The organism is Roseibium sp. RP-7 (assembly GCF_053005225.1).
In genome coordinates this window covers 992,153-1,016,732 of the sequence record NZ_JBRKQA010000001.1, presented here as the reverse complement: position 1 = coordinate 1,016,732, position 24,580 = coordinate 992,153, and the positions used below count along the sequence as shown (strand labels likewise).

Below are 24,580 nucleotides of genomic sequence, written 5' to 3'. Positions count from 1 at the left end.
GTTGAACCCCTCATTGGGTTCTTGAAGTGGCAACCCTCTTGCGACTGCCCGCCAAGAAACTTCTCTTGTCCGGGGCGCACTCTCTGCTCACGCGGCAGCGGTTGCAGTGCGGTATATCGTCGGGAACGGCCCTAATGTCAAGCAGAGAAGCCGCAAAAGCGCTTACAGCTCAAAAAGTTCGGCCTGCCTCAGGGTTGCAGCCGCAGCAACCGGCCATCGTCGCTATCTGTCAGAACATAGACGTAGCCATCGGGGCCCTGCCGGACATCGCGTATCCGCTCGCCAAGATCCGTCAGCAGCTTTTCCTCGCCGACAACCGTTCCGCCGTCGAGGTCAACACGGGCAAGGTGCTGTCCGGCCAGCGCACCGACCAGCATGTCGCCCTTCCAGTCCGGATATCGGTCGCTGGTTACAAAGGCCATGCCGGACGGCGCGATGGAGGGATCCCAATAGTGAACCGGCTGTTCCATGCCTTCCTTCGACGTGCCTTGACCGATGGTTGCCCCGGAGTAATGGCGTCCATAGGAAATCACCGGCCAGCCATAGTTCTTCCCGGCTTCGGGAATATTGATTTCGTCGCCGCCACGTGCCCCGTGTTCAACTGTCCATAATACGCCGGTTTCAGGATGGATCGCAGCCGACTGCGGATTGCGATGACCATAGGACCAGATTTCCGGCTTGTAGCCTTCCTGCCCGACAAAGGGATTGCCCGGAGCAGGTTGACCGTCCCTCGTCAGACGCAACACGGACCCGGCGTGGTCCGAGGTATCCTGAGCACGCTCACCGTCTCCCCGCTCACCGACGGTCATGAACAAGGTGCCATCGGGCGCAAAAACGAGGCGTGATCCGAAGTGGCGGCCTCCGTAAGCCTTGTTGTTGCCGGAAAAGATCGTCTCGCCATCTTCCAGCGCGAAGCCTCCCTTAAAGGCACCGGTAAGCTTCGCCCGGAACAAGGATGTGCCGGCGCCCTCCGCGGATCCTTGGGAATAGGACAGAAAGACCGTCCGGTCGGTGGCAAAGTCCGGGCTGAGCGCCACGTCCAGCAGACCACCTTGTCCTTGGGCAAAGACTTCCGGAACACCGGTAACTTCGCTCTGCCTGCCGGATGCATCAATGTGCTTCACGGTCCCGTCGCGTTCCGTCACCAGGTAGCCCTCCTCCGGAAGGAAAGCGACGCTCCATGGGTAGGACAATCCCGCGGCAACGGTTTCCAGCTGAACCGCTGACTGGGCCATAGCGGCAGGGACAATCGGCAGGACGAGCGCTGCGGCCATTGCGGCCACGCCTGGAAGAAGATGCGAATTCAGGGTCATTGGGGCTCCACGGACGATCCATACTCCCTGATAGGTAGGAGCCCGAACCGTCTGGAAAACCCGGCACGGTGCTAAAAATCGGAGCCCGGTTTCGTCAGACCGTCCTGCAGCGCCTCAAGCCGTGCGGCGATCGTTCGCTTCTCGAAGGCCACGTTCCAGTCGATCAGCGTCCGCCAGACCGCTTCCGCCTGCGCGCCTTCCAGCCCCAATTCTTCCGCCCGGTCTTTCAGAGCAGCCACCATTGTTTCAATCCTCTGGTGATCAAAGGCCTCATCAGGATGCTGTTTCAGGTCCGCCATCCGCCGGACATAGCCCTGGCGACGGGCAAAGAGCTGCAGGAGTTCTTCGTCAAGCGCATCAATTGCGGTGCGGATATCCGTTTTGCTGACGCAGTCGGCTGGCTGTTTCACAAGGGTCATGGCAGGCCGTTTGAAAAATGGAAAAGCGGACCGGTTGTACCGGTCCGCCTTGTTCAACAGAAGGCGCGATTTGAAGCAGGACTAGCCGGCGGACCGGGTCTGTGCCTCGACGCTGGCAAGTGCCGACATGTTTACCACGCCGCGCGACGTGACAGACGGTGTCAGGATATGCGCGGGCTTGGCCGTGCCCAGAAGGATCGGTCCGACATGAAGCGCCTGGGTCGAAACTTTCAGAAGGTTATGGGCAATGTTGGCCGCATCCAGGTTCGGGAACAGAAGCAGGTTGGCCTCGCCCTTCAACTTGCTGCCCGGCATCACCCGCTCGCGCAGCTCCACGCTGAGCGCGCTGTCGCCGTGCATTTCGCCATCGACTTCCAGTTCCGGATAGCGCTTCCAGATCATCTCCAGCGCTTCGCGCATCTTGCGCGAGGACGCCGTGTCGCGAGAACCGAAGTTGGAAAGCGACAGCAGGGCGATCTTCGGTTCGATACCGAAGCGCCGGATTTCCTCAGCCGCGAGGTTTGCCATTTCGGAGATCTCTTCGGCGGTCGGGTCTTCCGTCACGAAGGTATCCGACAGGAATATGGCCCCTTGCGAGTTGATCAGAAGTGACATGGCCGAAAGGTCCCTGGCCGTCTCGCAAACGCCGATCACCTGCTTGATGTCCCGCAGATGGCGGATGAACCGGCCTTCCAGACCGCAAATGACCGCATCGGCATCGCCGCGGCGCACCGCAAGGGCCGAAATCACCGTGGTGTTGGTGCGCACGACCGTCCGCGCAGCGTTGGGCGGCATGCCCTTGCGGCCGACACACTCGAAATATTCGTCGACATACTCACGGTAGCGCGGATCGTCCTGCGGGTTGACGAACTCGAAATCGACATCAGGACGAATGCGCAGGCCAAAGCGTTCGCAGCGTTGCTGCAGAACGTCCGGACGGCCAACCAGGATCGGCTTGGCGATATTGTCTTCGATCAGCACCTGAGCGGCACGAAGAACACGTTCGTCCTCGCCTTCGGCATAAATGATCCGCTGCGGGTCCTTGCTGGCGTTCTGGATGATCGGCTTCATGATGAGGCCGGACCGGAAGACGAAACGGTTCAGCCGGTCCAGATAGGCCGTGAAATCTTCGATCGGGCGCGTGGCGACACCTGTTGCCATGGCCGCCTTGGCAACAGCCGGTGCAATGCGCAGGATCAGGCGCTGATCGAACGGCGAAGGGATCAGGTAGTTCGGCCCGAAGGTTTCGGTCTTGCCGCCATAGGCACGGGCGGCAACGTCGGACGGTTCCTCGCGCGCAAGGCCGGCAATTGCCTCCACGGCGGCCCGCTTCATTTCCTCATTGATGGTGGTCGCCCCAACATCGAGCGCGCCCCGGAAGATGTAGGGGAAGCACAGGACATTGTTGACCTGGTTCGGGTAGTCGGACCGTCCGGTACACATGACCACGTCGTCACGGACAGCCTTGGCGTCCTCCGGCATGATTTCCGGGTTGGGGTTGGCGAGCGCCAAGATCAGCGGGCCCTTGCCCATCTTTTCCACCATGCCCGGCTTCAGCACGCCGGCAGCGGACAGCCCCAGGAACACATCGGCGCCGTCGATTACCTGATCGAGCGACCTCAAATCCGTCTTCTGGGCAAAGACCGCCTTCCATTCGTCCATCAGCGCCTCGCGGCCTTCATAGACGACGCCTTCAATGTCGGTAACCCAGATGTTCTCCCGCTTCGCTCCCAGCGAGACGAGCATGTTGAGGCAGGCAAGCGCAGCCGCGCCCGCACCGGACGCCACAATCTTGGCTTCCTCGATCTTCTTGCCGGCAAGGTCCAGACCGTTGCGAACCGCGGCGCCGACGATGATCGCCGTGCCATGCTGATCGTCGTGAAAGACCGGGATCTTCATTCGTTCCCGGAGCTTCGATTCAATCATGAAGCATTCGGGCGCCTTGATGTCTTCCAGGTTGATACCGCCAAAGGTCGGCTCCAGAACCGAAACCGCATCGACGAATTTTTCAACGTCGGTCTGGGCCACCTCGATATCGAAGACGTCGATGCCGGCGAACTTCTTGAAGAGAACCGCCTTGCCTTCCATCACCGGCTTGGATGCCAGCGGACCGATGTTGCCGAGGCCGAGCACTGCCGTGCCGTTTGAGATGACAGCGACCAGATTGCCGCGCGAGGTGTAATTGGCTGCCAGTGCCGGATTGTCGGCAATCGCAAGGCACGGCGCGGCCACGCCGGGTGAATAGGCCAGCGCCAGGTCGCGCTGGTTGCCCAGCGGCTTGATTGCCTGGATCTCCAGTTTTCCCGGGCGCGGATGCTCGTGATAGAACAGGGCCGCTTCGGTCAGATCACTTCCGGTCTTGCTGCTGTCGCTCATGACGGTCCCTGTCTCCTGCCTCTTCCCTAAGGTCATATTGTTTTTCTGCAAAGCTCTGCGGCTTGTCCGCAAGGGTGATCTGCAATTTCGTGAATACTCTGTGTGATTTAACCGGCACGCTGCCTGATGAGAACCCGTAATAGCAAAAACAGTACGACCCCGTTCAGGATATGCCACAGGAAATGCGTGCCAATGGCAAGTTGATCGCAAACCGGGCCGTCCAGTGTCCGGAATGTCAGTGATACGGCAAAGACGACACCTGTTAGCAACACCTCACGCCCGAACCGCACATTCTTGCGAAGAAACAGTGCCCCCACCACGAAGATCGCCAGCAGCGCAGGCACATAGCCTGCAGATGAGCCGACCAGCGGTGCGACCGCGCGCCCGGCAAAGGGCGTGACTGCGAAAAACACGATAACGATGCCTAGCGCCGCCCACCAGGACAGACCCAGAAACCGGTTCAGCGCCGCAAAGAGATAGACATGGATAAACAGCGCGATCGGGATGATATCGGCAAGGCTCGCCCAACGTGTCGCGAAGGTGTGAAACAGGAACGATCCCAGGCCGGTCACGAAGACGATGCCGATCAGGACAAGGGCAAAGAGATCGTCCGGTGTCTTGCGGCGCCAGAGCATGTATCCGGCAATGGCCGCAATCAGGAAAGCCGCATTGGTGAGCGCATTGAGCGGCTCGGACCAGAACTCCGGCCCGATCCGCTCACAATAATTGTCCAGCTTGTCGGTCAGCGCCATTGGCTCCAACACCCGCCCCTGCTTCTTCCCTCGAAGGACTTACAACTTGGACGTGACAGTTTCGGTAATCAAGCGGCCAAGCCTTGAAATACCTTCTTCGATTTTCTGATAGTCGTTGCAGGAGAAGCTGAGCCGGAGGGTGTTCGCCCCGGTGCCATCCGGATGGAACGCACGGCCGGGAACGAAGGCGACGCGCACCGTTTCAATGGAGGTTTCCAGCAGAGTTGCCGCGTCCATACCTTCGGGCAGGGTCATCCAAATGAACATGCCCCCTTCCGGGCGGGTCCAGTTGACACCAGCCGGCATGTGCCGCTCAAGTGCGGCCAGCATTGCATCGCGCCGGGACTTGTAGACCGCATTCGTCTTTGCCGTATGCGCTTCAAAGACATTTTCGGCGACCCGGGCCATGGCTTCCTGGTTGAGCACCGGCGAATTCAGGTCACTCGCCTGCTTGATCAGAACCAGCCTGGAGATGACTTCAGCCGACGCACAGATCCAGCCGAGGCGCAATCCCGGTGAGAGCGACTTGGAAAAGCTGCCGCAGTAAAGTGTGCTGGCGTTGTTGATCCCCCCCGAGGCTTCGCAATCAAGCGCCAGCATCGGTGGCAACGGTTCGCCGTCATAGCGCAGCGCCTCGTAGGGCGAATCCTCGATGACTACACAGGAGAGTTCCCCGGCCAGTGCCAGAAGACGTTGTCGCTCGGCCAGATCCACCGTCAGGCCCGTGGGGTTGGCGAAATCGGGAGAAAGGTACGCGAACTTGATCCGTCCGCCCTTTTCGCGCGCGGTTGCCGCATAATCTTCCGCAGGGCGGTTGGCTCCAGGGTCAAGCCGGTCGTAACCGGGCTCATAGGCATTGAAAGCCTGCAATGCGCCCAGATAGGTCGGCCACTGCACCAGCGCGGTGTCGCCTTCCGTCAGGAACAGTTTGCCGATGTAATCGAGCCCCTGCTGAGACCCGGAGGTGACGAGAATATTTTCCGGCCCGCACTCGACGCCAAGGCGGCGCATGTGGCTGACGATCCAGTTGCGCAGGCGGGCGCTGCCTTCGCTCATGCCGTATTGCAGTGCGCGGCCCGCGTCCGGACCTGCCAGAATTTCCTGATAGGCTGCCTTGAACGCTTCGGCGGGGAACAGAGCCTGGTCGGGAATACCGCCGGCGAAGTTGATCACATCCGGCTGGTCCAGCAGTTTCAGGAGTTCACGGATTTCCGAGGCGCGCATGCGGCTGGCGCGTCGGGCGTATAGGCTTTCCCAGGTTGTCATTGTTGGCTCGTTGCATTTTTGGATTGGTTATTTAAGTCAATAATACTGACCTAACTTTTTTGCAAGTGTCTCAATCTTGTTATTTTTTGTAATTTTATTTCAATATCAAAATGCCGCGACAGTTTGCTTGCTGCCTCTGGAAGCCATTGCGGCTATTGCCTATGTCTGGAGAGCAAAGGAGTTCGCCATGTCCCGTCTCGATGAAACCCGTCCGTTCATTCCGCTCAACATTGCTGTGCTGACGGTATCGGACACGCGCAAGCTGGAAGAAGACCGCTCCGGCAATACGCTGGTGGACCGGATCGAAAAGGCAGGACATACGCTTGCGGACTGGCAGATCGTCACCGACGACGTTCCAGCCATTCAGGCGGTCGTCAAAAGCTGGATCAATGACAAGGGCGTGGATGTGATCGTTTCGACCGGCGGCACCGGCTTTACCGGCCGTGACGTGACGCCGGAGGCTATGGAGCCTCTGTTCGAAAAACGCATGGACGGCTTTTCGGAGGTCTTTCACCGAATCTCCTACGACAAGATCGGCACCTCCACGATCCAGTCCCGTGCGACCGGCGGCGTCGCCGGGGCGACTTATATTTTCGTGCTGCCCGGTTCCCCGGGCGCCTGCAAGGACGCCTGGGACGGTATCCTGAAATGGCAGCTGGACTATCGTCACATGCCCTGCAATTTCGTGGAAATCATGCCCAGGCTGGACGAGCACCTGAAGCGCGGCAAGCTGCGGGAGGCGTGATCGCCACCATACCGAAGAAGAGCGTCTCCGCCCAGAACCTTGCAGTGCCTTGTTCAGCCGTGCAACTTGACGGCAACACTTGCTGGAATGCGCAGGGTACCGACGCAAAAGCGTGCGAAGGCCTGGCGGAACCTGGAAAACATCCCTTCCCGCTCGGGTTCACCCGAAGAGACGGCGGCAGCCCGCAGGAACACCATCCGCCCGCGTCCGATACGCTTGGCGATATCGAGATCTTCCAGCTCCGGCAACGGCCGATGGCCGCCGAGCTTCTGATAAAACTGTCTGGAGATCAGCAGGCCCTGGTTACCGTAAGGCATGCCAAGCAGTTGGGACCGCAAGGCTGCAAAAGACTCGCTTACCCGCGCACTGAGCCCGAAAGCCTCATAGCGAAGGCGGAAGCTTGCGGCGGTCCCTGGACCGTTGGAGGCACGGGCTGCCCGCTCGATGAAGGCCTGGGCCTCATGATGCCAGCCGCTTTCCAGAAGCGTTTCCGGCCGCAGGAACAATAGCCAGTCGCCCCGGCTCGCCATGGAGGCGCCATAGGCAAGGCGTTCGCTGCGGGAAGCACTGCCCCGGCTGATCCAGACACACCCGGCCGCGTCGGCAACCTTCTCGGTATTGTCCGACGAACCACCATCGACCACGATAACTTCGCGGATAACGCCTTCTGCAGCTGCCGGCACCAGGGCCGAAAGCGCGTGAACGAGCTCGGTTTCGGAATTTCTTGTCGCAATGATGACGCTGATCATGATCTCAAGTTTTACATGATTTTTTTCAAAGTGCGAGTGTCGCCGACGAAGCGGGAGCTGTTTTTTGTTGGGGTTCTTAACAAACTCCAATAATCGGCCACCAACCTTCGCGATATATATCGCCGGGTAATGTCTACTTTGGTTGCATGAAAAGAAAAGACCGGGCGAAAGCTGTAGCAGTACCTCTTTCACATTTGTCATAGGGCCGTGAAAAGTTGCTCCAGTGTGAAACCGATCGGTATCCATTTGACGGTTTTCAGGAAAATAGCCCCTCTCTGGCAAATGGAACTGCCGGATTTCATGTTATCTTAAGAGTGCATACCAAAGCTGAAAGCTCTTACTTCGACCAGAACCCAAGCGATCGCGCCATGACGACACCCGATCAAAAGCCAACTTCAGGCGCAGGATACCTGACGCAGACGCTCGGCCGGATCTTGATGGGGCTCGCCGAGTTTGTTCTGTCCCTGGCTTTGCTGGCCGGGACAGCATCGGCCCGAGACCTCGTGGTGCTGGCAACCCCGGAAGAGCCATACAAGTTTGTCGAAGACGGGGTCTACAAGGGTATCGACGTCGAAGTTCTCGATGAAGTCATGCGCCGTCTCGGCCTTTCCTATTCGCTGGAACTGATCGATTCCGGAACTCGCATCCAACAGGAAGCGCGCGCCGGACGGGCGGACATGCTGCTATTGTTTTCCAAGAAGCCGGACCGGATGGAGTACCTGAACTATCCGGACGAAAGCTACATCGACATCAGCTGGAGCTTCTTCATCCGCGCCGAAGATGCCGGAACAATCCGTTTCGAAGGCTACGACGACCTGAAGGGGTTGCAGATCGGTATCACGCAGGATTTCGCCTATACCCCGGAGTTCCTCAACGCCGGCCTCGATTTTCAGACGGTCGCCAGCAACAATCTCCAGATCGGCATGCTGCTGGCAAAGCGTGTGGATGCCGTTCCCATGAACACCATCAGCACGCTCTACGAGGAAAAGAAGGCCGGGAGGCTGGACCAGTTGGCGACGTTACCGCTGCCGCTGATAACGAAGCCCTACTACAACGTCTTTGCCAAAGCTTCGACCTACCCGGACATCAAAAGCCTTCCCGGACGCTACGACGAAACCATTCGCGAGATGCAGTCCGACGGGACGCTGGATGCGATCCTGATCAAATACCTTGGTCGCCGGCCAGGTCACGATGACCGTGGCGGTTCCTGAATTCCGGCCTGGTCTGCAGTCCACCATCTTTTGAAGGTCAAAACCCACAAGGTGTAAACAGCATCTTGCGTCGCGTTGGCGTCGTGATAATGTTCTTGTTATGTTCCATTTCGTAACCTGGACGTTCTCGCGTGCCCTTCAGCCCCCCCGATGAGATTTCACTACCAGCCGACGCAGCCGGCCTTGTACCCGATGTCCGCTCCGTTGCCGAGCACAGGCGGCGGGGACGCGCGGCTGCGCTCAATGCCTCCGGCCGCTTCGAGAAATTAACTCGTGAATGTTTCGACGATGGCTGGGAAACGCTTGAAGACCTGCCGCCGCTGAAAACCCAGGTGCAGGAAGAGCGTGCGCGCACAATCATCACCCGAAACGAGTCGCCGGATATTTCCTTCGACCGCTCGATCAATCCGTACCGGGGCTGCGAACATGGATGCATCTACTGTTTCGCCAGACCGAGCCACGCGTTCATGGGGCTGTCTCCGGGCCTGGATTTCGAAACCAGGCTGTTCGCCAAACCCAATGCCGCACAGTTGCTTGAACGTGAACTTTCCCGCCCCGGTTATCAGCCGCGCGTGATCGCCATCGGCACCAATACTGATCCCTACCAGCCGATGGAACGCGGCTACAAGCTGATGCGTGAGATCCTGGAAGTGCTGGATAATTGCTCCCACCCGGTTGCGATCGTCACCAAGTCAGCCCTGGTCACGCGAGATATCGACATTCTGTCGAGGCTGGCAGAACGAAATCTGGTGAAGGTTGCCTTGTCGGTCACGACGCTCGACAAGAAGCTCTGCCGGGCCATGGAGCCGCGTGCGTCTGCCCCCCACAAAAGGCTTGAAGCCGTCCGGGCTCTCTCCGACGCGGGCATTCCCACGTCTGTAATGATGGCGCCTGTGATCCCAGCCCTGACAGACAGCGAAATTGAAAACGTTCTGGAAGCGGCAGCCGGGCATGGCGCGACGGAGGTCGCCTACATCCTTTTACGGCTTCCCCTGGAAGTGTCGGAACTCTTTCGGGACTGGCTGCTGCGAGAGCGTCCGGACCGCTACCGCCATGTGATGAACCTGATCCGCGCCATGCGCGGCGGCAAGGACTATGACGCGAAATGGGGCGAGCGCATGCGCGGGAGAGGTCCTTATGCCGACCAGATTGCCAAACGGTTCTCGTTGGGAGCGAAACGCCTTGGCCTCAATCTGCGTCGCCGAAAGCTCAACACCGAGGCCTTCGTCCAGCCGCAAAAAGGCGGTGTGCAATTGGACCTGTTTTGACGCAAGATCTTGAGAAACTTGCTGCCGGACGGCAGGGTGCAGTTCATGACGTTCAGCCCTTCCCTCTTTGACCTTGCCTTTCCCGATAGCCCGGACCTTGCCATCGAGCGCAAGCACGCGACATCCTTTGACGGTCGGCTCTGCGGCGTAGACGAAGCCGGTCGTGGCCCCTGGGCCGGGCCGGTGGTCACGGCCGCGGTTATCCTGGATTACGACCGGGTGCCTGTTGGCCTCAATGATTCCAAGAAACTGACCGAAGCCCGGCGCGAAGAGCTTTTCGAGCAGATTGTTGCTACAGCCCATGTCTCGCTCACCAGCGCTTCACCGGCAACGATCGATGCTGTCAATATTCGCACAGCAACCCTTTCGGCCATGGTGCGGGCCGTCAATCACCTGCCTCTGGTTCCCGACTACGTTCTTGTCGACGGCCGCGATGTGCCGCATGGGCTGAATCAGGCCGGACAGGCATTGATCAAGGGCGATGGCCGCTGCCTGTGCGTTGCGGCTGCCTCTATCGTTGCGAAGGTGACAAGAGACCGGATGATGGTCCACCTCGACGCCCGTTTTCCGGACTACGGGTTTGCCCAGCACAAGGGGTATGGCGTGCCGCAGCACCAGGCAGCGCTGGAACGCCATGGGCCGACCGTTCATCATCGCCTCAGCTTCAAGCCGGTCAGGCAGGCTGCAGGGTCTTGAGGTTCCGGACATAACGGGTTGGGTTTAGACGGCAGGAAATACGCTGCAAGTCAGCGACACTCCTCTGCTATCGGTCATCTCAAGACCAACCGGCAATGGAGATCGCTGCCGATTAGTGCCAAGTAGCGTGCGAATTGCCTGCCGCAACAAAAAAGCGGCCCCGAAAGGCCGCTTCTTCAATTCGTCAGCAGAGTGGACCGAACTTAGTTCAGCCGCTCCTTCACCTGCTCAATGCTCTTGGCGAGGATGTCGTCGGCGACTTTATCCTTCACCTTCGCTGCAAGGATTTCCTCGGCAGCGGCAACGGCAATGTCAGCGGCCTTGGCACGGACTTCAGCGACTGCCTGGCTTTCAGCCTGTGCAATCTTGTCTTCCGCAGCCTTGGTACGGCGAGCAATCATTTCTTCCAGAGCCTGGCTGGTTTCGAGCGTCAGGCGCTCGGCTTCCGAGTTGGCTTCTGCGATGATGGCTTCCGCTTCGCTTTCGGCTTCATGACGCTTGCGCTGATACTCGGACAAGAGAGCCTGGGCTTCTTCACGCATCTTGCGTGCGTCTTCCAGTTCCTTGCGGATGGTTTCTGCGCGTTCGTCCAGTGAACCGTTGATCTTGGCCGGAACCTTGACGTAGAAAATCACGACGAAGAACAGGATAAGACCGATCAGGGCCCAAAATGTAGCATCCATGACGGTCTCCTCAGTTCATCGCCGACTTGAGCGCCTTGGTCAGGTCGGTCTTGGTCGGAGCTTTGCCCATCAGCTGCTCAACGAGCGCTGAAGCGGTTTCTCCGGCAATATCCCCGATCTGAGAAAGGGCATCGGTCTTGGTTGCAGCGATCTGTGCTTCAGCCGCTTTCAGCTTCCCGTTCAGCTCGGCTTCCGCCTTTTCGCGGCGAGCTTCGTGATCTGCCTTGAGCTTGGTCCGCGTCTCGTGGGCAATGCCATGAGCCTTGTTGCGGGCCTCGGCCAGCGCCTGCTCGTAAGCTGCGATCGCAGCGTCGGTTTCTTCCTGCAGCCGGTTGGCTTCGGAAATGTCACCGGCGATACGGTCCCTGCGGTCTTCCAGAATGCCTGCGATCCGCGGAACGGCCACATTCTTCATGATCCAGTAGAACACGCCGAACGTGATCGCGAGCCACAAGAGCTGGGAGGCGAATGTGGTGCTGTCAAAAGGCGGGAAACCCGCGCCATGCTCTGCGGCCGGCACTTCTATGGCTTCGTGCATGCCTTCTGTGGTCGAGTGAGTTTGGCCTGCCATTTCCAGTCTCCTAAATCCGGCTGGGCGGCGCTAGAGAGCGCCGCCACCGGAGTCGCATCGATAGTCGCTAAGGTTTAGCGATTAAGCGAACAGGAGGATCAGAGCCACCAGCAGGGAGAAGATGCCCAGAGCTTCCGTCACGGCGAAGCCGAAGATCAGACGGCCGAACTGGCCATCAGCAGCGGACGGGTTGCGCAGAGCGCCTGCGAGGTAGTTACCGAAAATGTTGCCAAGGCCGATGCCTGCGCCGCCCATGCCCAGGCATGCGATACCGGCACCGATGTATTTTGCTGCTTCTGCTTCCATGACACGTGCTCCTAAATGGTGTTTGCAGATTGCTCACTCGCGGCGCAATGGCCGTGTGATTGGGTTACCCTCAGTGTGAAGGATGAATGGCGTCGTTCAGGTACATGCAGGTCAGAACGGTGAAGACGTATGCCTGCAGGAACGCGACCAGGAATTCCAGAGCCGTCAGGGCAACCGTCATTCCGAGAGGGAGAATGGATCCGAAGATACCGACCGCACCCATCGCGCTAAGGCTGACGATGAATCCGGAGAACACTTTCAGCGTGATGTGACCGGCGAGCATGTTCGCGAAAAGACGAACGGACAGGCTGATCGGGCGCGAAAGGAACGAGATCACCTCGATCAGCGTCACGAGCGGGATCAGTGCACCGGGCACGCCGCTGGGGACGAAGAGCTTGAGGAACTTCATGCCGTTTTTCATGAAGCCGTAAATGATCACGGTAAGGATCACCAGCATCGCCAGGGCGAAGGTCACGATGATGTGGCTGGTGATGGTAAAGAAGTACGGGAACATCCCGAACAGATTGGCAACCAGAACGAACATGAAGAGCGAGAACACGAGAGGGAAGAAGCGCATCCCTTCCGTTCCTGCTGAACTTCGCAATGTTCCGGCAACAAACTCATACGCCATTTCCGAAATCGACTGCAGGCGGGTCGGAACGAGTCCGCGGCCGCTGGTCGAGAAAATCAGGAATGCAGACGTCGCCGCCACGGTCAAAACCATGAACAACGAAGAGTTGGTAAAAGAGAAATCCATGCCCCCGACTTCAATCGGGAATAGCGTCTGGATATGGAACTGATGGATCGGATCGTTCGCCACCGGCCAGCCTTCTTCGTTCGTTCATATCAATGCGCCAGAAGGCGCGACAAATTCTATTTCGATCTGTCGTTCTGAACGTCTTTTTCGCGCTGGACCTTGGCATCCGGCTGCTCGACGACACCGGCCGCGCGCAGGACGTTCAAGACCCCGGCCACGAAACCCAGCAACAGAAAGACAATCAGCCCGAAAGGCGACGTCCCAAGCCACTGGTCGGCAACCCAACCAATCCCGGCCCCCACCAGCACGCCGGCGATAAACTCCGAAGAGAGTTTCATTGCCTGCGCGTATCCGGATGAGCTGCTTTGAGACTTCCGAGCGGTCTTTTCTTCAACCACCCTTATGTCATCAAGCTTCCGGTTCAATTGAGCCCGCCGTTCCGACAGACCTGCTTCCGGGGAACCAACCGCCCGATCCTTGTTATCGCCGTTTTGCGAAGACATGTTCTTAAGTCCTCAGCTTGCGCCGACATGCTTGATCCGACAACTGGGGAGCCCCCTAAGCCGCGCGCACCATAGTCGGCACCTCATGCCGTGTCAAGAAGCCTGCACTAAACTCTATCCATTTGAAAAATAAAGATCTTTTCTGTTTTTGCAGAATCAGCCAGACCTAAGTTGCATAAGGTTTTCGCGGCAGTGCCGCACCAGACGCAATCTTAGCCAGTTTCGCGGAATCGCTCTGCCGTCTCCAGATCGACCGAAACAAGCTGGGAAACCCCGCGCTCGGCCATCGTCACGCCGAAGAGACGGTTCATGCGCGCCATGGTGATCGGATTGTGCGTGATCACCACAAATCTGGTTTCCGTGCTCTTGGCCATCTCGTCCAGGAGATCGCAGTAACGCTCCACGTTCGCGTCATCCAGCGGCGCATCGACCTCGTCGAGCACGCAGATCGGCGCAGGGTTGGTCAGGAAGACCGCGAAAATCAGGGACATGGCCGTGAGCGCCTGCTCACCACCCGACAGCAGCGTCATGGTCTGTGGCTTCTTGCCGGGGGGACGCGCGATGATTTCCAGCCCCGCATCCAGCGGATCATCTGAATCGACCAGCTGGAGCTCGGCCGTGCCCCCGCCGAAAAGATGAGTGAACAAGCGTTGGAAATGACCGTTGACGATCTCGAAGGAGGCGAGCAGACGTTCGCGCGCCTCGCGGTTGAGATTCGAAATCCCTGTTCGCAGACGGCGAATCGCCTCGATCAGGTCATCGCGCTCCGAGGTCAGCGTGGTCTTCTGATCGTCGATTTCGCGCAGCTCTTCTTCCGCGCGCAGGTTGACGCCGCCAAGCCGTTCGCGCTCCGCCTTCAGCCGTTCCAGCTTGCGCTCCATGGAATCGGGATCCGGCAGCGGCGCGCCTTCCTTCAGACCCGCGATTTCCGGCAATGCCGTCACCGCAACCTCCAGGTCCTCGTCGATCCGCCGTTCCAGATTCTGCTTGCGATCGCGAGCGGCTTCCAGTCGTTCCTCGGCGCGAATCTTCTCTTCTCGTGCGCCCGCCATCGCTTCCATCGCAGCCTTGGCTGCACGGTCGACGTCGGCAAGATCCAGTTCCGCCTGCTGAAGCTGATCGTCTCGCGCCTTCTTTTCCTCTTCTGCCTTGGCAATGGCGGAAAACACGTCGCGGCGCTTGATTTCGATGTCTTCAGGCGCCTCGATCAGCTCGGCCCGCTCTTCTTCCGCTTCTTCACGCCTTTCCTGCAAAATGGAAATCTGCTGGGCGGCATTGGCAGCACGGGTCTTCCAGCCGTCATATTCCCGGGCGATGGCTTCAAGCCGCCGGTCGCGCATCTGCTGTTCGCGGGCAAGACCCTCTGCCACGGCCCTTGCTTCGGCCAAGGCGCCGCGTGCGGCCGCGACCTGCCCCTGCAATTCTTCGATGCTTTCGCGATAGCTGGTTCCGTCTGGCGCTTCTTCCAGGCGTTCTTCGGCCTCTGCCAGCTGTTCACGTGCCAGCTCGGCCTCTTCACCAAGACGCTGTGCCCGGTCCTGCGCAGCTTCCAGCTTGGCGGCGAACTGGGAAACGGCCCTTTCCGCCGCAGCCAGGGCTTCGCGCGCCGCGGCTGCCTGACGCTGGCCGTCACGAACCTTGCCTCTGGCCATCTGTTCAAGTTCAACGGCCTGCCGAACCCTCGTTGCGGCACCTTCCAGTGCCTGCTGACGATCCTCAAGCTCGCGCCGGGCCTGCTCGATTTCATCTCCGAGTTCAGCAAGGCGGTTCTTCTGCGCCAGGCGCTGTGCCGCCGGTGTCGGCGCATTGGCCGCGATAACGAATCCATCCCAGCGCCACAGGTCGCCTTCCACGGAAACCAGACATTGCCCCGGTTTCAGGGTCGTGCGCAGGCCTGGCCCGTCGGTCTGGTCGACAAGGCCGATCTGGCGCAGGCGGCGGCTCAGCTCGACAGGGGCTTCAACCACCTCGGCCAGACTGCGGGTTCCTGCCGGCAAGGCTGGATCGCCATCATGAGAGAGGACACCCCCCCAGCGAACAGCAGCAGCTTCTTCAAGTGAGGCATCAAGGTCTTCACCAAGTGCCGCCCCCAGAGCCGTTTCGAAGCCCTGCTCCACCTGGATCTGCTCGACAACCGGCGTGTGATCCTGTTCGGAGTGAACATTCAGCACCTGCTCCAGCGTCCTTGCCTCTGTCTCGAGGCCCTGCAACATCTGGCGGGCATCACCAACGGGTCCACGTGCGGACTGTTCCTGTTCACGCGCTTCGCGGGTCGCGGTTTCGGCTTCTTCCGCGGCAGCTTCCGCCTCCAGAAGAGATTCCTCGGCCATCTCCAGCGCTTCCCGGTTCTCGGAAACGCCGTCCTGTTCGGCCATACGTTCGTTGATTTCCTGAAGAGCCTTCTGAGCGTCCTGAGCCTGAGCTAACAATCGGTCCGAACGCTGGCGGCTTTCCGCGACTGCCCGCTCCAACTGGCGGCGTTCGGCGGTTGCACGCGCTTCGGCCGCGGTCAGGTCGGACAACTGGTTCTCCAGCGTTCCCACGCTCTCTTCGTCCTCGGCCACCTTTTCACGAGCGCTTTCGGTGCGCTCCTGCACCATCTCGTTTTCTTCCAGAAGCTCTGCGCGTTCTTCCGACAAGCGCTCCAGAACCTCGTCGTTCTCGGACACCATGGACTGTTCGCGCCGGATATCTTCCGCCAGTTGCACCAGGCGGCGCTCCAGATCCTGAAGCTTTTCCTTTACCCGCCGTTCTTCCGCGTCCAGTTCGTTGCGGGCGATCACCAGCCGCTGCAAGGCGGCGCCCGCCCTGGCCGCATCCTCGCGCAGTTCCGGCAGCTTGTGAGCGGCGACAGCCTGGATGCGGGCGCTTTCCGCCTGCAGACCGGTGGCTTCGTTCACCTGTTTCTGGGCTTCGGCAAAATGGCTTTCGGCTGTTCCCAGCGCATCGCGCGCCTCGGTCCAGCGAATGTAAAGGATCGAGGCTTCAGCCCCGCGGATTTCAGACGACAGGTTACGATAGCGCGAAGCCTGGCGCGACTGGCGGCGCAGATTGTCGAGCTGGCTGTCGATCTGAACGAGGACATCTTCCAGTCGTTCCAGGTTCTGCTCAGCGGCGCGAAGGCGAATTTCCGCCTCATGCCGGCGCGAATGCAGACCGGAGATACCGGCGGCTTCTTCCAGGATCTGCCTTCGGGAGGTCGGTTTGGCGGCAATCAGCTCGCCAATCTGCCCCTGGCGCACCATGGCAGGTGACCTGGCGCCTGTGGATGCGTCAGCGAAAAGAAGCTGCACGTCACGCGCACGCACATCCTTGGCGTTGATCTTGTAGTTGGAGCCCTGCTCGCGCTCGATACGGCGGCTGACTTCAAGCGCATCGGCATCATTGAAAGCGGCAGGCGCCGTACGGTCCTGGTTTTCAAGGTAGAGCGTCACTTCCGCGGTGTTGCGCGCCGGGCGGTTCAGGCTGCCGGAAAAGATGACGTCGTCCATGCCGGACGCCCGCATGTTCTTGTAGGAGTTTTCGCCCATCACCCAGCGAAGGGCCTCGACAAGATTGGACTTGCCGCAGCCATTCGGCCCGACCACACCGGTCAGGCCGTTGCCGATGATGAACTCCATCGGTTCGACGAAGGATTTGAAACCGACAATGCGGAGCTTGGAAAATTTCATTGGCGCCCGTGCCTCCTGGACACGGACACCTGAAGATCACGGGCTTGATCGGCGCATACCGAACAGACCGGCGGACAGACCGCCAGTCTAGAGGTTTGCGTCAATAAGTTTGCCCATCTCTTCAATCGAAAGCGCCCCCGAGTGCTTTTCGCCATTGATGAAGAACGTCGGGGTGGAGTTCACGCCAAACTCGTTTGCACCGCGGTTTTTCACCGCATCGATGGCGTCGAGCAGACCCTGGTTCCCCAAGCATTCCTCAAAGGACTCTTTTGTAAAACCTATCTGCTTGGAAAAGTCGAGCATGGATTGGTACGGATTGTCGGTAAACGCCCAGGTCCGCTGCTGTTCGAACATGATGTCCACAATCTCGAAATATTTGTCCGCAGGAGCGCAGCGGGCGAGCATGAACGCGCCGGCCGCAACCGGATCCAGCGGGAATTCGCGGAAAATGAAGCGAACCTTGCCGGTATCGATGTAATCGGCCTTCAGGGCCGGATAGGTACGCTCATGGAAATTGGCGCAATGTCCGCAGGTCATGGATGCGTATTCCACAATCGTGACCGGCGCGTTTTCGTCGCCAAGAATCTTGTCGCCCAGCGGGCCGGGTTTGACCAGCTCGTCCTGGTCGACGGCCTGCGCAAGAGCCAAGCTCGAACCGGCAAGGCAGAATGCGGCCGTCGCCAGGGCAGTGGTTTTGAGAAACTGTCTACGGGTCTGGGTCACGAAGATCGTCCTGTCACATTAATCAAGCGCTGCACCGGCCGGTGCGTGGATCGAAGCACATCCTGTCGGATATCCTGGCCGATCGGGTTAATTGATACCGGGCCACCCTATTTGCGTTCAGCTGAATGCAGGATGAACCAGCTTGCCGCTTTCTGTGCCCTCTCGGGCAGGCGGCGTCAACAAAGCTTATCAAATGTGGCAGGAGCGAGGACGGTCAAAGGCTATTAAATACTGGCATCCACCCTTGACCCGCCGACACCAACACAAGGGAAATCCTGAGTTCTTCGATATCATGCCAAAGCCGGCGGCACGTTTGCCAATGCCGGTTTCACAGAGTTGTTATTGGAAGAAGCAATGTGGACCGTCAGGCCGCATCTTCTGCGCTGCGGGCAATAACCTGGGCGCCAAGCTTCCTGAGCGCCTGCCGCAGGCGGTCGTTCTCCACCCCCTCCAGCCGCGCTTCGAGCTGCTGTTCCTCGGTTTGCGTCAAGTCGCGCAAGGGCTTCTTGCGCACGGGCTGCTTCACCAGAACCGGCTTCTGCAGGATCTTGATGCGGCCGATGGCCCGCCAACCATAGAAGGTATTGATACGCTCGATCACCTGGGCACTGTCATGAGACAGGATCAAGGCCGTTGCCCCGTCCGTGTGCACCACCAGCGTCGCCGGTTCCGGTGGGTTTTCCGGATCGCCGCGTTCAGGCTGCCGCGGCCAGATCAGCCTGTCCGGCTGCACGCGCGTGCCGTAACGCTCGCCGACAATATCGGCCCAGGAGGCAATGATATCGACGGACGCAAATCCACGCTTCCGGCAAACAGGCGTCATCGCCTTGCCGACAAGATCGGCCAGCGATTTCACCCCCTTCGAGGCGTGCACGGGATTTGCCTTTGTAGCGCTAATAGCCTACCTCCTCATCCAGATGTAAGGTGCGGCGATTTGCCGGCCATTTTCCGGATTGGGGTGTTGTGTCTCAATAGAATACGACAAAATGACGACGAATACTTTCCCCAACCTCACCGCACTGCCTTTATCAGCCAAGTTGTCCCCAGGCTATCCAAGGCTTGCTGCTTCATATCAACACCACTTGTTCTGCTGATCTCATGGCGTCTGCTTCCCCTTCCCGACTGCTTCTCGACTGGTACGACCGTCATGCCCGGCGCCTGCCCTGGCGGGTTTCCCCGGAAGACCGCCTACTGGGCGAAGTCCCCGATCCCTACCGGATCTGGCTGTCCGAAGTCATGCTTCAGCAAACGACCGTTGCCGCCGTCAAAGACTATTTCACGAAGTTTACGCGAAGCTGGCCAACCGTAACCGATCTTGCCGCCGCGGCTGAAGAAGACGTCATGAAAGCCTGGGCGGGCCTTGGCTATTACTCGCGGGCGCGCAATTTGAAAAAATGCGCAGAAACCGTTGCCCGTGATCACGACGGCCGCTTTCCGGAAGACGAAGACGCATTGCTGAAGCTCCCGGGCATCGGCCCCTATACGGCTGCCGCCATCGCAACCATCGCGTTTGACCGGCACGCGGCAGTGGTCGACGGCAACGTGGAGCGGGTGCTGACACGACTTTTCCAGATCGAAACACCGCTTCCGGACGCCAAACCAGAAATAAAGGCGAAAATGGCTGGCCTGACACCGGACCAACGGCCCGGTGACTTTGCACAGGCGGTGATGGACCTTGGCGCAACCATCTGTACGCCCAGACGTCCGGCCTGCGCGCTCTGCCCGTGGCGCTCTATCTGCAAGGTGCAATCCTCAAGCCTTGCCGAAACACTGCCGCGCAAAGCACCCAAGAAGGAAAAACCCACCCGTTTTGGAGCTGCATTCGTGGCTGTCGATACGGCGACGGGGGCCGTGCTGTTGCGCCGCCGCCCACCAAGAGGCCTTCTTGGCGGGATGAGCGAAGTGCCGGGGACCGAATGGGCAGAGGATTTCTCGCCAGAAGCAGCTCCAGACTTCGCACCGTTTCCAGCGGATTGGCGGCAGCGCCCGGTGGAAGTGAAACATACCTTCACCCATTTCCATTTGCGGCTCACCGTCTATCGGGCCGACCTCATGGCGGACACCACTCCACTGCTTGACGGTGGCTGGTGGTCGGCCCCGGAAGTCATTGAAACCGAAGCACTTCCCACGGTTATGAAGAAGGCTCTTGCCGCTGCGTTCGAAAGCCCCCGGAAATAGTTCTTTCCCGGCTCAAGAAAACAGTTGCAGTTTGTCCGGTTTGGATGTTGAACAGCGCACCCAATCCTTGGATCTGAGCCTCGATGTTCACCTATTCCTATGACGCACTCTTCTCTCAAAAGGACTGCGATGAAATCATCCGCCTGAGCCGGGCCGAAGCTCAGGATACGGGCGGCCTCGTCGGGGGCAAGCAGCAGGGTGACATCCGCCGGGCCAGAATCAGCTGGCTTGATGACGAAGGCGATGCGGGATGGGTTTTGAACCGCGTTATGACAGCCGTTGCAAAGGCCAACCGCGAGGCTTTCGATTTCGACATCACCGAGTTTCGGGAGAAACTCCAGGTCGCCATCTACGACGAAAGTGAAGAAGGCCATTACGACTGGCATTCCGATGTCGGCGAAGGCCCGATCGCGCAGTTCCGCAAGGCAACCATCGTCACCCAGCTTTCCCCTTCACAGGACTATGAAGGTGGCGCGCTGGAAATCAGCCTTGGACACAAGGTGATGGCCGCATCGCGTGAACAGGGCTGTGCAACGCTGTTTGCCAGTTTCATGCTGCACAGGGTCGTACCCGTGACCAAGGGCACCCGCTACTCCCTGACCTGCTGGAGCCACGGCCCCCGCTTTCGGTGAGATCTGAGCGGAGACAGGTGTCTACGGCTCCGAAGCTTGCTCTCCACTCCCGGAAAAACGTCAAAGCGCATGTGATCGGTTTCAATTCGCTGTTTCGGGGTGTAACCAGTGGAAGTTACACTTCTATGCGCAATGGACCCTTGCGCCTGCCGTGAATTACTCTAGAATAATTCTAAACAAAGACCGGTTTGCAATAAGGAGGCTCTGCCGTGAAAGGGAATGAAAAAGTCATTGAGTGCCTGAACGAAGCTCTGTTTCTGGAGCTGGGCGCCATCAATCAGTACTGGCTTCACTACCGCCTCCTGAGCGACTGGGGCTTTGCGCGCCTTGCCAAGAAGGAACGTGAAGAATCCATCGAGGAAATGCAGCACGCCGACAAGCTGGTCGACCGCATCATCTTCCTGGAAGGCCATCCGAACATGCAGAAGGTCGCACCGCTGCGCATTGGCCAGAACATCAAGGAAGTGCTGGAATCAGACCTTGCCGGCGAATATGACGCCCGCACGGCCTATGCCAAGTCCCGCGATGTCTGCCGTGAAGAAGGCGACTATGTTTCCATGCAGCTTTTCGAAGAGCTGCTGTCCGACGAGGAAGGCCATATCGACTTCCTGGAAACCCAGATCGACCTTCTGGAAAAGATCGGTGTCGAGCGCTACGGCATGTTGAATGCCGCACCAGCCGACGAAGCCGAGTAGTCGCAAGCGGCCATTTCATTGGTTATGTTGAAGCCGGTGCAGGTCTGCACCGGCTTTTTCATTGCAATTGGAGGTGCGAAACCATGACGGAAATCCGGATCGGGCTGATCGGAACAGGCTATATGGGCAAGGCCCATGCTGTTGCCCTGAAATCAGTGGCGTCGGTTTTCGACACAGGCCTGCGCCCGATTTGCGAGACGATCTGTGCAACGACGCTGGAAGGCGCCCGGGAAAAGGCCCGTGCTTTCGGGTTCAACCGGGCGACGGACGACTGGCGCACTGTCGTTGCCGATCCGGCGATCGATGCGGTTGTAATTGCCTCGCCCCAGTCGACCCACATGGATATCGCAATTGCCGCCTTTGAAAACGGCAAGGCTGTCTTTTGCGAAAAGCCGCTTGCCAGCCACGCCGAAGATTGCCGCAGGATGATGGCGGCGGCAGAAGCCTCCGGCCTGCCGAACATGACCGGCTTCAATTACATTCGCACGCCTGCAAGCCAATTTGCCCATGACCTTGTCCAGTCAGGCCGGATTGGTCAGATCCACTATATTCGCGCTGAACACACCGAGGATTTTCTGTCAGATCCGCAAACGCCGTCGCACTGGCGTACCAAGGACATAAGCAATGGATGCATGGGCGATCTCGCCCCTCACATCATCAACGCCGCCCTGCGCCTTGCCGGGCCTATCTCCAGCGTTAGTGCGGATATTCAGACCGTCCACTCCGAACGTCCGGGCGCAAACGGGCCGGAGGCGGTCACCAATGACGACCAGGCCCATCTCATGTGCCGCTTTCAAAACGGTGCGATGGGTCATCTCTTCATCAGCCGTGTCGCCACCGGCCGGAAGATGGGTTATGCCTATGAGATATACGGTGACAAGGGTTCGATCCGCTTCGACCAGGAAGACCAGAACGCGCTCTGGCTTTACCTTGCCGAAGGGCCGGAGGCGGAACGCGGCTTCCGCAAGATCCTGACCGGACCGGCACATCCCGATTACCTGCCCTTCTGTCAGGGCCCCGGTCACGGAACCGGTTATCAGGACCAGATCATCATCGAGATGCGGGACTTCCTGAAGGCCATCGAAACCGGAACACCTGTCTGGCCGACCTTCCGGGACGGGCTGGAGGTGCAACTGGTCACGGAAGCTGCCTGGAAATCGTCGAAGACCGGTACGTGGGCAACGGTTTGACGGACGGGACGGCTGGGGTCGAGCGTTGTTCTCCAGGGTGTTTCCCCGGACAAGCGCAGCGCAGATCCGGGGCCTACTCGCAAGTCAGCTTGCCAAAGCAGGAGGTTCTGCCACCCCCTTGCCGCGCCAGGTCATTTCTCTGGAAATCAGTAGGCCCCGGGTCTCGCTTTGCTCGCCCGGGGCGACAGTCATAAATCGGGAAACTCCCTGTCCGCACAGGAAACTTTACTGGAACGCTGTCTCGGCAAAGCTGCGGAGCTTGCGGGAATGCAGGCGCTCTGCCGTCATGTCTCGCATCTTCTCCATTGCCCTGATGCCGATCTGGAGATGCTGGGCGACCTGGCGCTTGTAGAAGTCGGTCGCCATGCCCGGCAGTTTCAATTCGCCGTGGAGCGGCTTGTCCGAGATGCACAGCAGCGTGCCGTAAGGCACCCGGAAGCGGAAACCGTTGGCCGCGATAGTTGCCGATTCCATATCGAGCGCGATGGCACGGGACTGGGAGAACCGCTTGACCAGTTCCGGCTGGTCCCAGAGTTCCCAGTTTCGGTTGTCGAGCGATACGACGGTTCCGGTGCGCATGACACGTTTCAGTTCATACCCATCGATGCCGGTGATTTCGGCAACCGCGTCTTCCAGTGCAACCTGCACCTCGGCGAGCGGCGGGATCGGCACCCAGATCGGCAGGTCCTGGTCGAGCACATTGTCCTCTCGCACATACCCATGGGCCAGCACATAATCACCGAGCGTCTGGCTGTTCCTGAGGCCTGCGCAGTGACCGAGCATCAGCCAGACATGCGGGCGCAGCACCGCGATATGGTCGGTAATGGTTTTGGCGTTGGACGGCCCGACTCCGATGTTGACCATGGTGATGCCACTGCCGTCAGCCCGCTTCAGGTGATACGCCGGCATCTGGGGCAGTTTTGTCAGCTCTTCGCCATCCGGCTGGGTCTGTCCTGCCTCCAGCACCACGTTGCCGGGGGAAACAAACGCCTCGTAGCCACTGTCCGGCTGCAACAGCAGCGCCTTGGACATGCGGCAGAACTCGTCGATGTAGAACTGGTAGTTCGTGAAAAGCACGTAGTTCTGAAAATGCTCGGCTTTTGTCGCCGTGTAGTGCTGCAGGCGGTGCAGGGAATAGTCGACGCGCGGCGCCGTGAAAGATGCCAGCGGCATCACCCCGTCGGCCGGATCGTAAGTGCCGTTGGCGATGGAATCGTCCATCACCGTCAGGTCGGGAAGATCGAACATGTCAGCGAGGGGACGGTCGAGATTTGCAGCTGCTGCGCCGCCTTCCACATGGGTTCCGTCATAGAAAGCGAAGTGCAGCGGGATCGGCATGTCGCTGTCGCCGACCTGGATCGGCACGTCGTGGTTCTTCATCAGCAGCGAAAGCTGCGACACCAGATAGTTACGGAACAGATCCGGGCGGGTAATCGTGGAGGCGTGGGTGCCAGGGCGGGAGACGAACCCATAAGACAGGCGGCTGTCGAGGCGGACGTGGCTGTCGGTCACGATACGGACCTGCGGATAGAACGCGCGCACGCGGCCGTCGATTTCCTTGCCATCCAGAAGGTCCTGAAAATGCTGGCGCAGAAAGGCGGTGTTGGATTCAAAAATTTCGATCAAACGGTCGACCGCCTTGTTGGCGTCGGTAAAGACCTCAAGCGGATGCGATGGCGCATGCCGAACCCTGCGGGCGGCTTGATGAAAAACGTTCTTGGTTGAGTTGGACATAAACCGTCTCCTTATTGTTGTTATGGGCTCACAGTCCCGCTAACGCTTGCCTTGGTCAATAGATCTAGCATCGGATTTTGAATTTTTTTTCGCAGAGAGAAAATTTCTGCACAAGCCCCTCAACGATGCATTTGAGCAGGCT

23 protein-coding genes are annotated in these 24,580 nt (G+C 59.2%); 8 read left to right on the top strand and 15 right to left on the bottom strand.

From position 1 onward, the window contains the following. Positions 1-188: 188 nt before the first annotated feature. The 5 genes from ACVDG9_RS04645 to ACVDG9_RS04625 all read right to left on the bottom strand — a co-directional run bounded on the left by ACVDG9_RS04645 (position 189) and on the right by ACVDG9_RS04625 (position 6,126). On the bottom strand, positions 189-1,313 hold the full coding sequence (locus ACVDG9_RS04645) for a PQQ-dependent sugar dehydrogenase (RefSeq protein ID WP_447237377.1): 1,125 nt from the start codon (positions 1,311-1,313) through the stop codon (positions 189-191). Positions 1,314-1,384: 71 nt separating this feature from the next. Continuing rightward, a complete protein-coding gene (locus ACVDG9_RS04640) occupies positions 1,385-1,732 on the bottom strand; it encodes a chorismate mutase (protein ID WP_447237376.1) in 348 nt (115 codons plus the stop codon). 81 nt (positions 1,733-1,813) lie between these two features. Further along, positions 1,814-4,108 (bottom strand): NADP-dependent malic enzyme, encoded by a 2,295-nt coding sequence (locus ACVDG9_RS04635; RefSeq protein WP_023001959.1) that lies wholly within the window; start codon positions 4,106-4,108, stop codon positions 1,814-1,816. A 107-nt stretch (positions 4,109-4,215) separates the two neighbouring features. Further along, positions 4,216-4,860 carry a ceramidase domain-containing protein gene (locus ACVDG9_RS04630; RefSeq protein ID WP_447237375.1) on the bottom strand — a complete coding sequence of 215 codons (645 nt, stop codon included), beginning with the start codon at positions 4,858-4,860 and terminating at the stop codon, positions 4,216-4,218. 39 nt (positions 4,861-4,899) lie between these two features. Then, positions 4,900-6,126 (bottom strand): aminotransferase-like domain-containing protein, encoded by a 1,227-nt coding sequence (locus ACVDG9_RS04625; protein WP_447237374.1) that lies wholly within the window; start codon positions 6,124-6,126, stop codon positions 4,900-4,902. A 187-nt stretch (positions 6,127-6,313) separates the two neighbouring features. Between ACVDG9_RS04625 and moaB the strand changes: the two genes are divergently transcribed. Beyond that, positions 6,314-6,871, top strand: a complete 558-nt coding sequence (moaB, locus tag ACVDG9_RS04620) for a molybdenum cofactor biosynthesis protein B (protein WP_447237373.1) — start codon at positions 6,314-6,316, stop codon at positions 6,869-6,871. Between the two features lie 53 nt (positions 6,872-6,924). On the opposite strand, the gene ACVDG9_RS04615 is transcribed toward moaB, so the two are convergent. Continuing rightward, complete coding sequence (locus tag ACVDG9_RS04615; RefSeq protein WP_447237372.1) at positions 6,925-7,620, bottom strand: glycosyltransferase; 696 nt, start codon at positions 7,618-7,620, stop codon at positions 6,925-6,927. A 368-nt stretch (positions 7,621-7,988) separates the two neighbouring features. Between ACVDG9_RS04615 and ACVDG9_RS04610 the strand changes: the two genes are divergently transcribed. From ACVDG9_RS04610 to rnhB, 3 genes are all read left to right on the top strand, one after another. Beyond that, positions 7,989-8,831, top strand: coding sequence for a substrate-binding periplasmic protein (locus ACVDG9_RS04610; RefSeq protein ID WP_447237371.1), 843 nt, complete (start codon positions 7,989-7,991; stop codon positions 8,829-8,831). A gap of 155 nt (positions 8,832-8,986) precedes the next feature. After that, positions 8,987-10,099 carry a PA0069 family radical SAM protein gene (locus ACVDG9_RS04605; RefSeq protein WP_447238287.1) on the top strand — a complete coding sequence of 371 codons (1,113 nt, stop codon included), beginning with the start codon at positions 8,987-8,989 and terminating at the stop codon, positions 10,097-10,099. Positions 10,100-10,144: 45 nt separating this feature from the next. After that, positions 10,145-10,795, top strand: coding sequence for a ribonuclease HII (rnhB, locus tag ACVDG9_RS04600; RefSeq protein WP_447237370.1), 651 nt, complete (start codon positions 10,145-10,147; stop codon positions 10,793-10,795). A 203-nt stretch (positions 10,796-10,998) separates the two neighbouring features. On the opposite strand, the gene ACVDG9_RS04595 is transcribed toward rnhB, so the two are convergent. From ACVDG9_RS04595 to ACVDG9_RS04560, 8 genes are all read right to left on the bottom strand, one after another. Next, positions 10,999-11,478 (bottom strand): F0F1 ATP synthase subunit B family protein, encoded by a 480-nt coding sequence (locus tag ACVDG9_RS04595; protein WP_023001967.1) that lies wholly within the window; start codon positions 11,476-11,478, stop codon positions 10,999-11,001. A gap of 10 nt (positions 11,479-11,488) precedes the next feature. Further along, positions 11,489-12,049, bottom strand: coding sequence for a F0F1 ATP synthase subunit B (locus ACVDG9_RS04590; RefSeq protein ID WP_023001968.1), 561 nt, complete (start codon positions 12,047-12,049; stop codon positions 11,489-11,491). A gap of 81 nt (positions 12,050-12,130) precedes the next feature. Further along, complete coding sequence (locus ACVDG9_RS04585; RefSeq protein WP_006935776.1) at positions 12,131-12,355, bottom strand: F0F1 ATP synthase subunit C; 225 nt, start codon at positions 12,353-12,355, stop codon at positions 12,131-12,133. A gap of 70 nt (positions 12,356-12,425) precedes the next feature. After that, complete coding sequence (locus ACVDG9_RS04580; protein WP_023001969.1) at positions 12,426-13,175, bottom strand: F0F1 ATP synthase subunit A; 750 nt, start codon at positions 13,173-13,175, stop codon at positions 12,426-12,428. Between the two features lie 53 nt (positions 13,176-13,228). After that, positions 13,229-13,615 (bottom strand): AtpZ/AtpI family protein, encoded by a 387-nt coding sequence (locus ACVDG9_RS04575; protein ID WP_023001970.1) that lies wholly within the window; start codon positions 13,613-13,615, stop codon positions 13,229-13,231. A gap of 212 nt (positions 13,616-13,827) precedes the next feature. Beyond that, positions 13,828-17,286, bottom strand: coding sequence for a chromosome segregation protein SMC (gene smc / locus ACVDG9_RS04570; protein ID WP_447237369.1), 3,459 nt, complete (start codon positions 17,284-17,286; stop codon positions 13,828-13,830). 87 nt (positions 17,287-17,373) lie between these two features. Next, the gene (locus ACVDG9_RS04565; protein ID WP_023001972.1) at positions 17,374-18,009 is read right to left on the bottom strand and encodes a thioredoxin domain-containing protein; all 636 of its coding nucleotides are present in this window, start codon (positions 18,007-18,009) and stop codon (positions 17,374-17,376) included. A 364-nt stretch (positions 18,010-18,373) separates the two neighbouring features. After that, a complete protein-coding gene (locus ACVDG9_RS04560; protein ID WP_031269719.1) occupies positions 18,374-18,883 on the bottom strand; it encodes a DUF721 domain-containing protein in 510 nt (169 codons plus the stop codon). Between the two features lie 224 nt (positions 18,884-19,107). On the opposite strand from ACVDG9_RS04560, the gene mutY reads away from it, so the two are divergent. The 4 genes from mutY (at position 19,108) to ACVDG9_RS04540 (ending at position 22,704) form a co-directional block, all read left to right on the top strand. Then, entirely contained in the window at positions 19,108-20,187 is a 1,080-nt protein-coding gene (gene mutY, locus ACVDG9_RS04555) for an A/G-specific adenine glycosylase (protein ID WP_447237368.1), read from the top strand. An 83-nt stretch (positions 20,188-20,270) separates the two neighbouring features. Next, positions 20,271-20,819: a 2OG-Fe(II) oxygenase gene (locus ACVDG9_RS04550; RefSeq protein WP_023001975.1), complete on the top strand. Its 549-nt coding sequence runs from the start codon at positions 20,271-20,273 to the stop codon at positions 20,817-20,819. A gap of 209 nt (positions 20,820-21,028) precedes the next feature. Continuing rightward, positions 21,029-21,514, top strand: coding sequence for a bacterioferritin (gene bfr / locus ACVDG9_RS04545; protein WP_023001976.1), 486 nt, complete (start codon positions 21,029-21,031; stop codon positions 21,512-21,514). 83 nt (positions 21,515-21,597) lie between these two features. After that, a complete protein-coding gene (locus ACVDG9_RS04540) occupies positions 21,598-22,704 on the top strand; it encodes a Gfo/Idh/MocA family protein (RefSeq protein WP_075282289.1) in 1,107 nt (368 codons plus the stop codon). Positions 22,705-22,929: 225 nt separating this feature from the next. Here the strand turns inward: ACVDG9_RS04540 and ACVDG9_RS04535 are convergent, their stop codons facing one another. Then, a complete protein-coding gene (locus ACVDG9_RS04535; protein ID WP_062490216.1) occupies positions 22,930-24,438 on the bottom strand; it encodes an AMP nucleosidase in 1,509 nt (502 codons plus the stop codon). Positions 24,439-24,580: the final 142 nt, after the last annotated feature.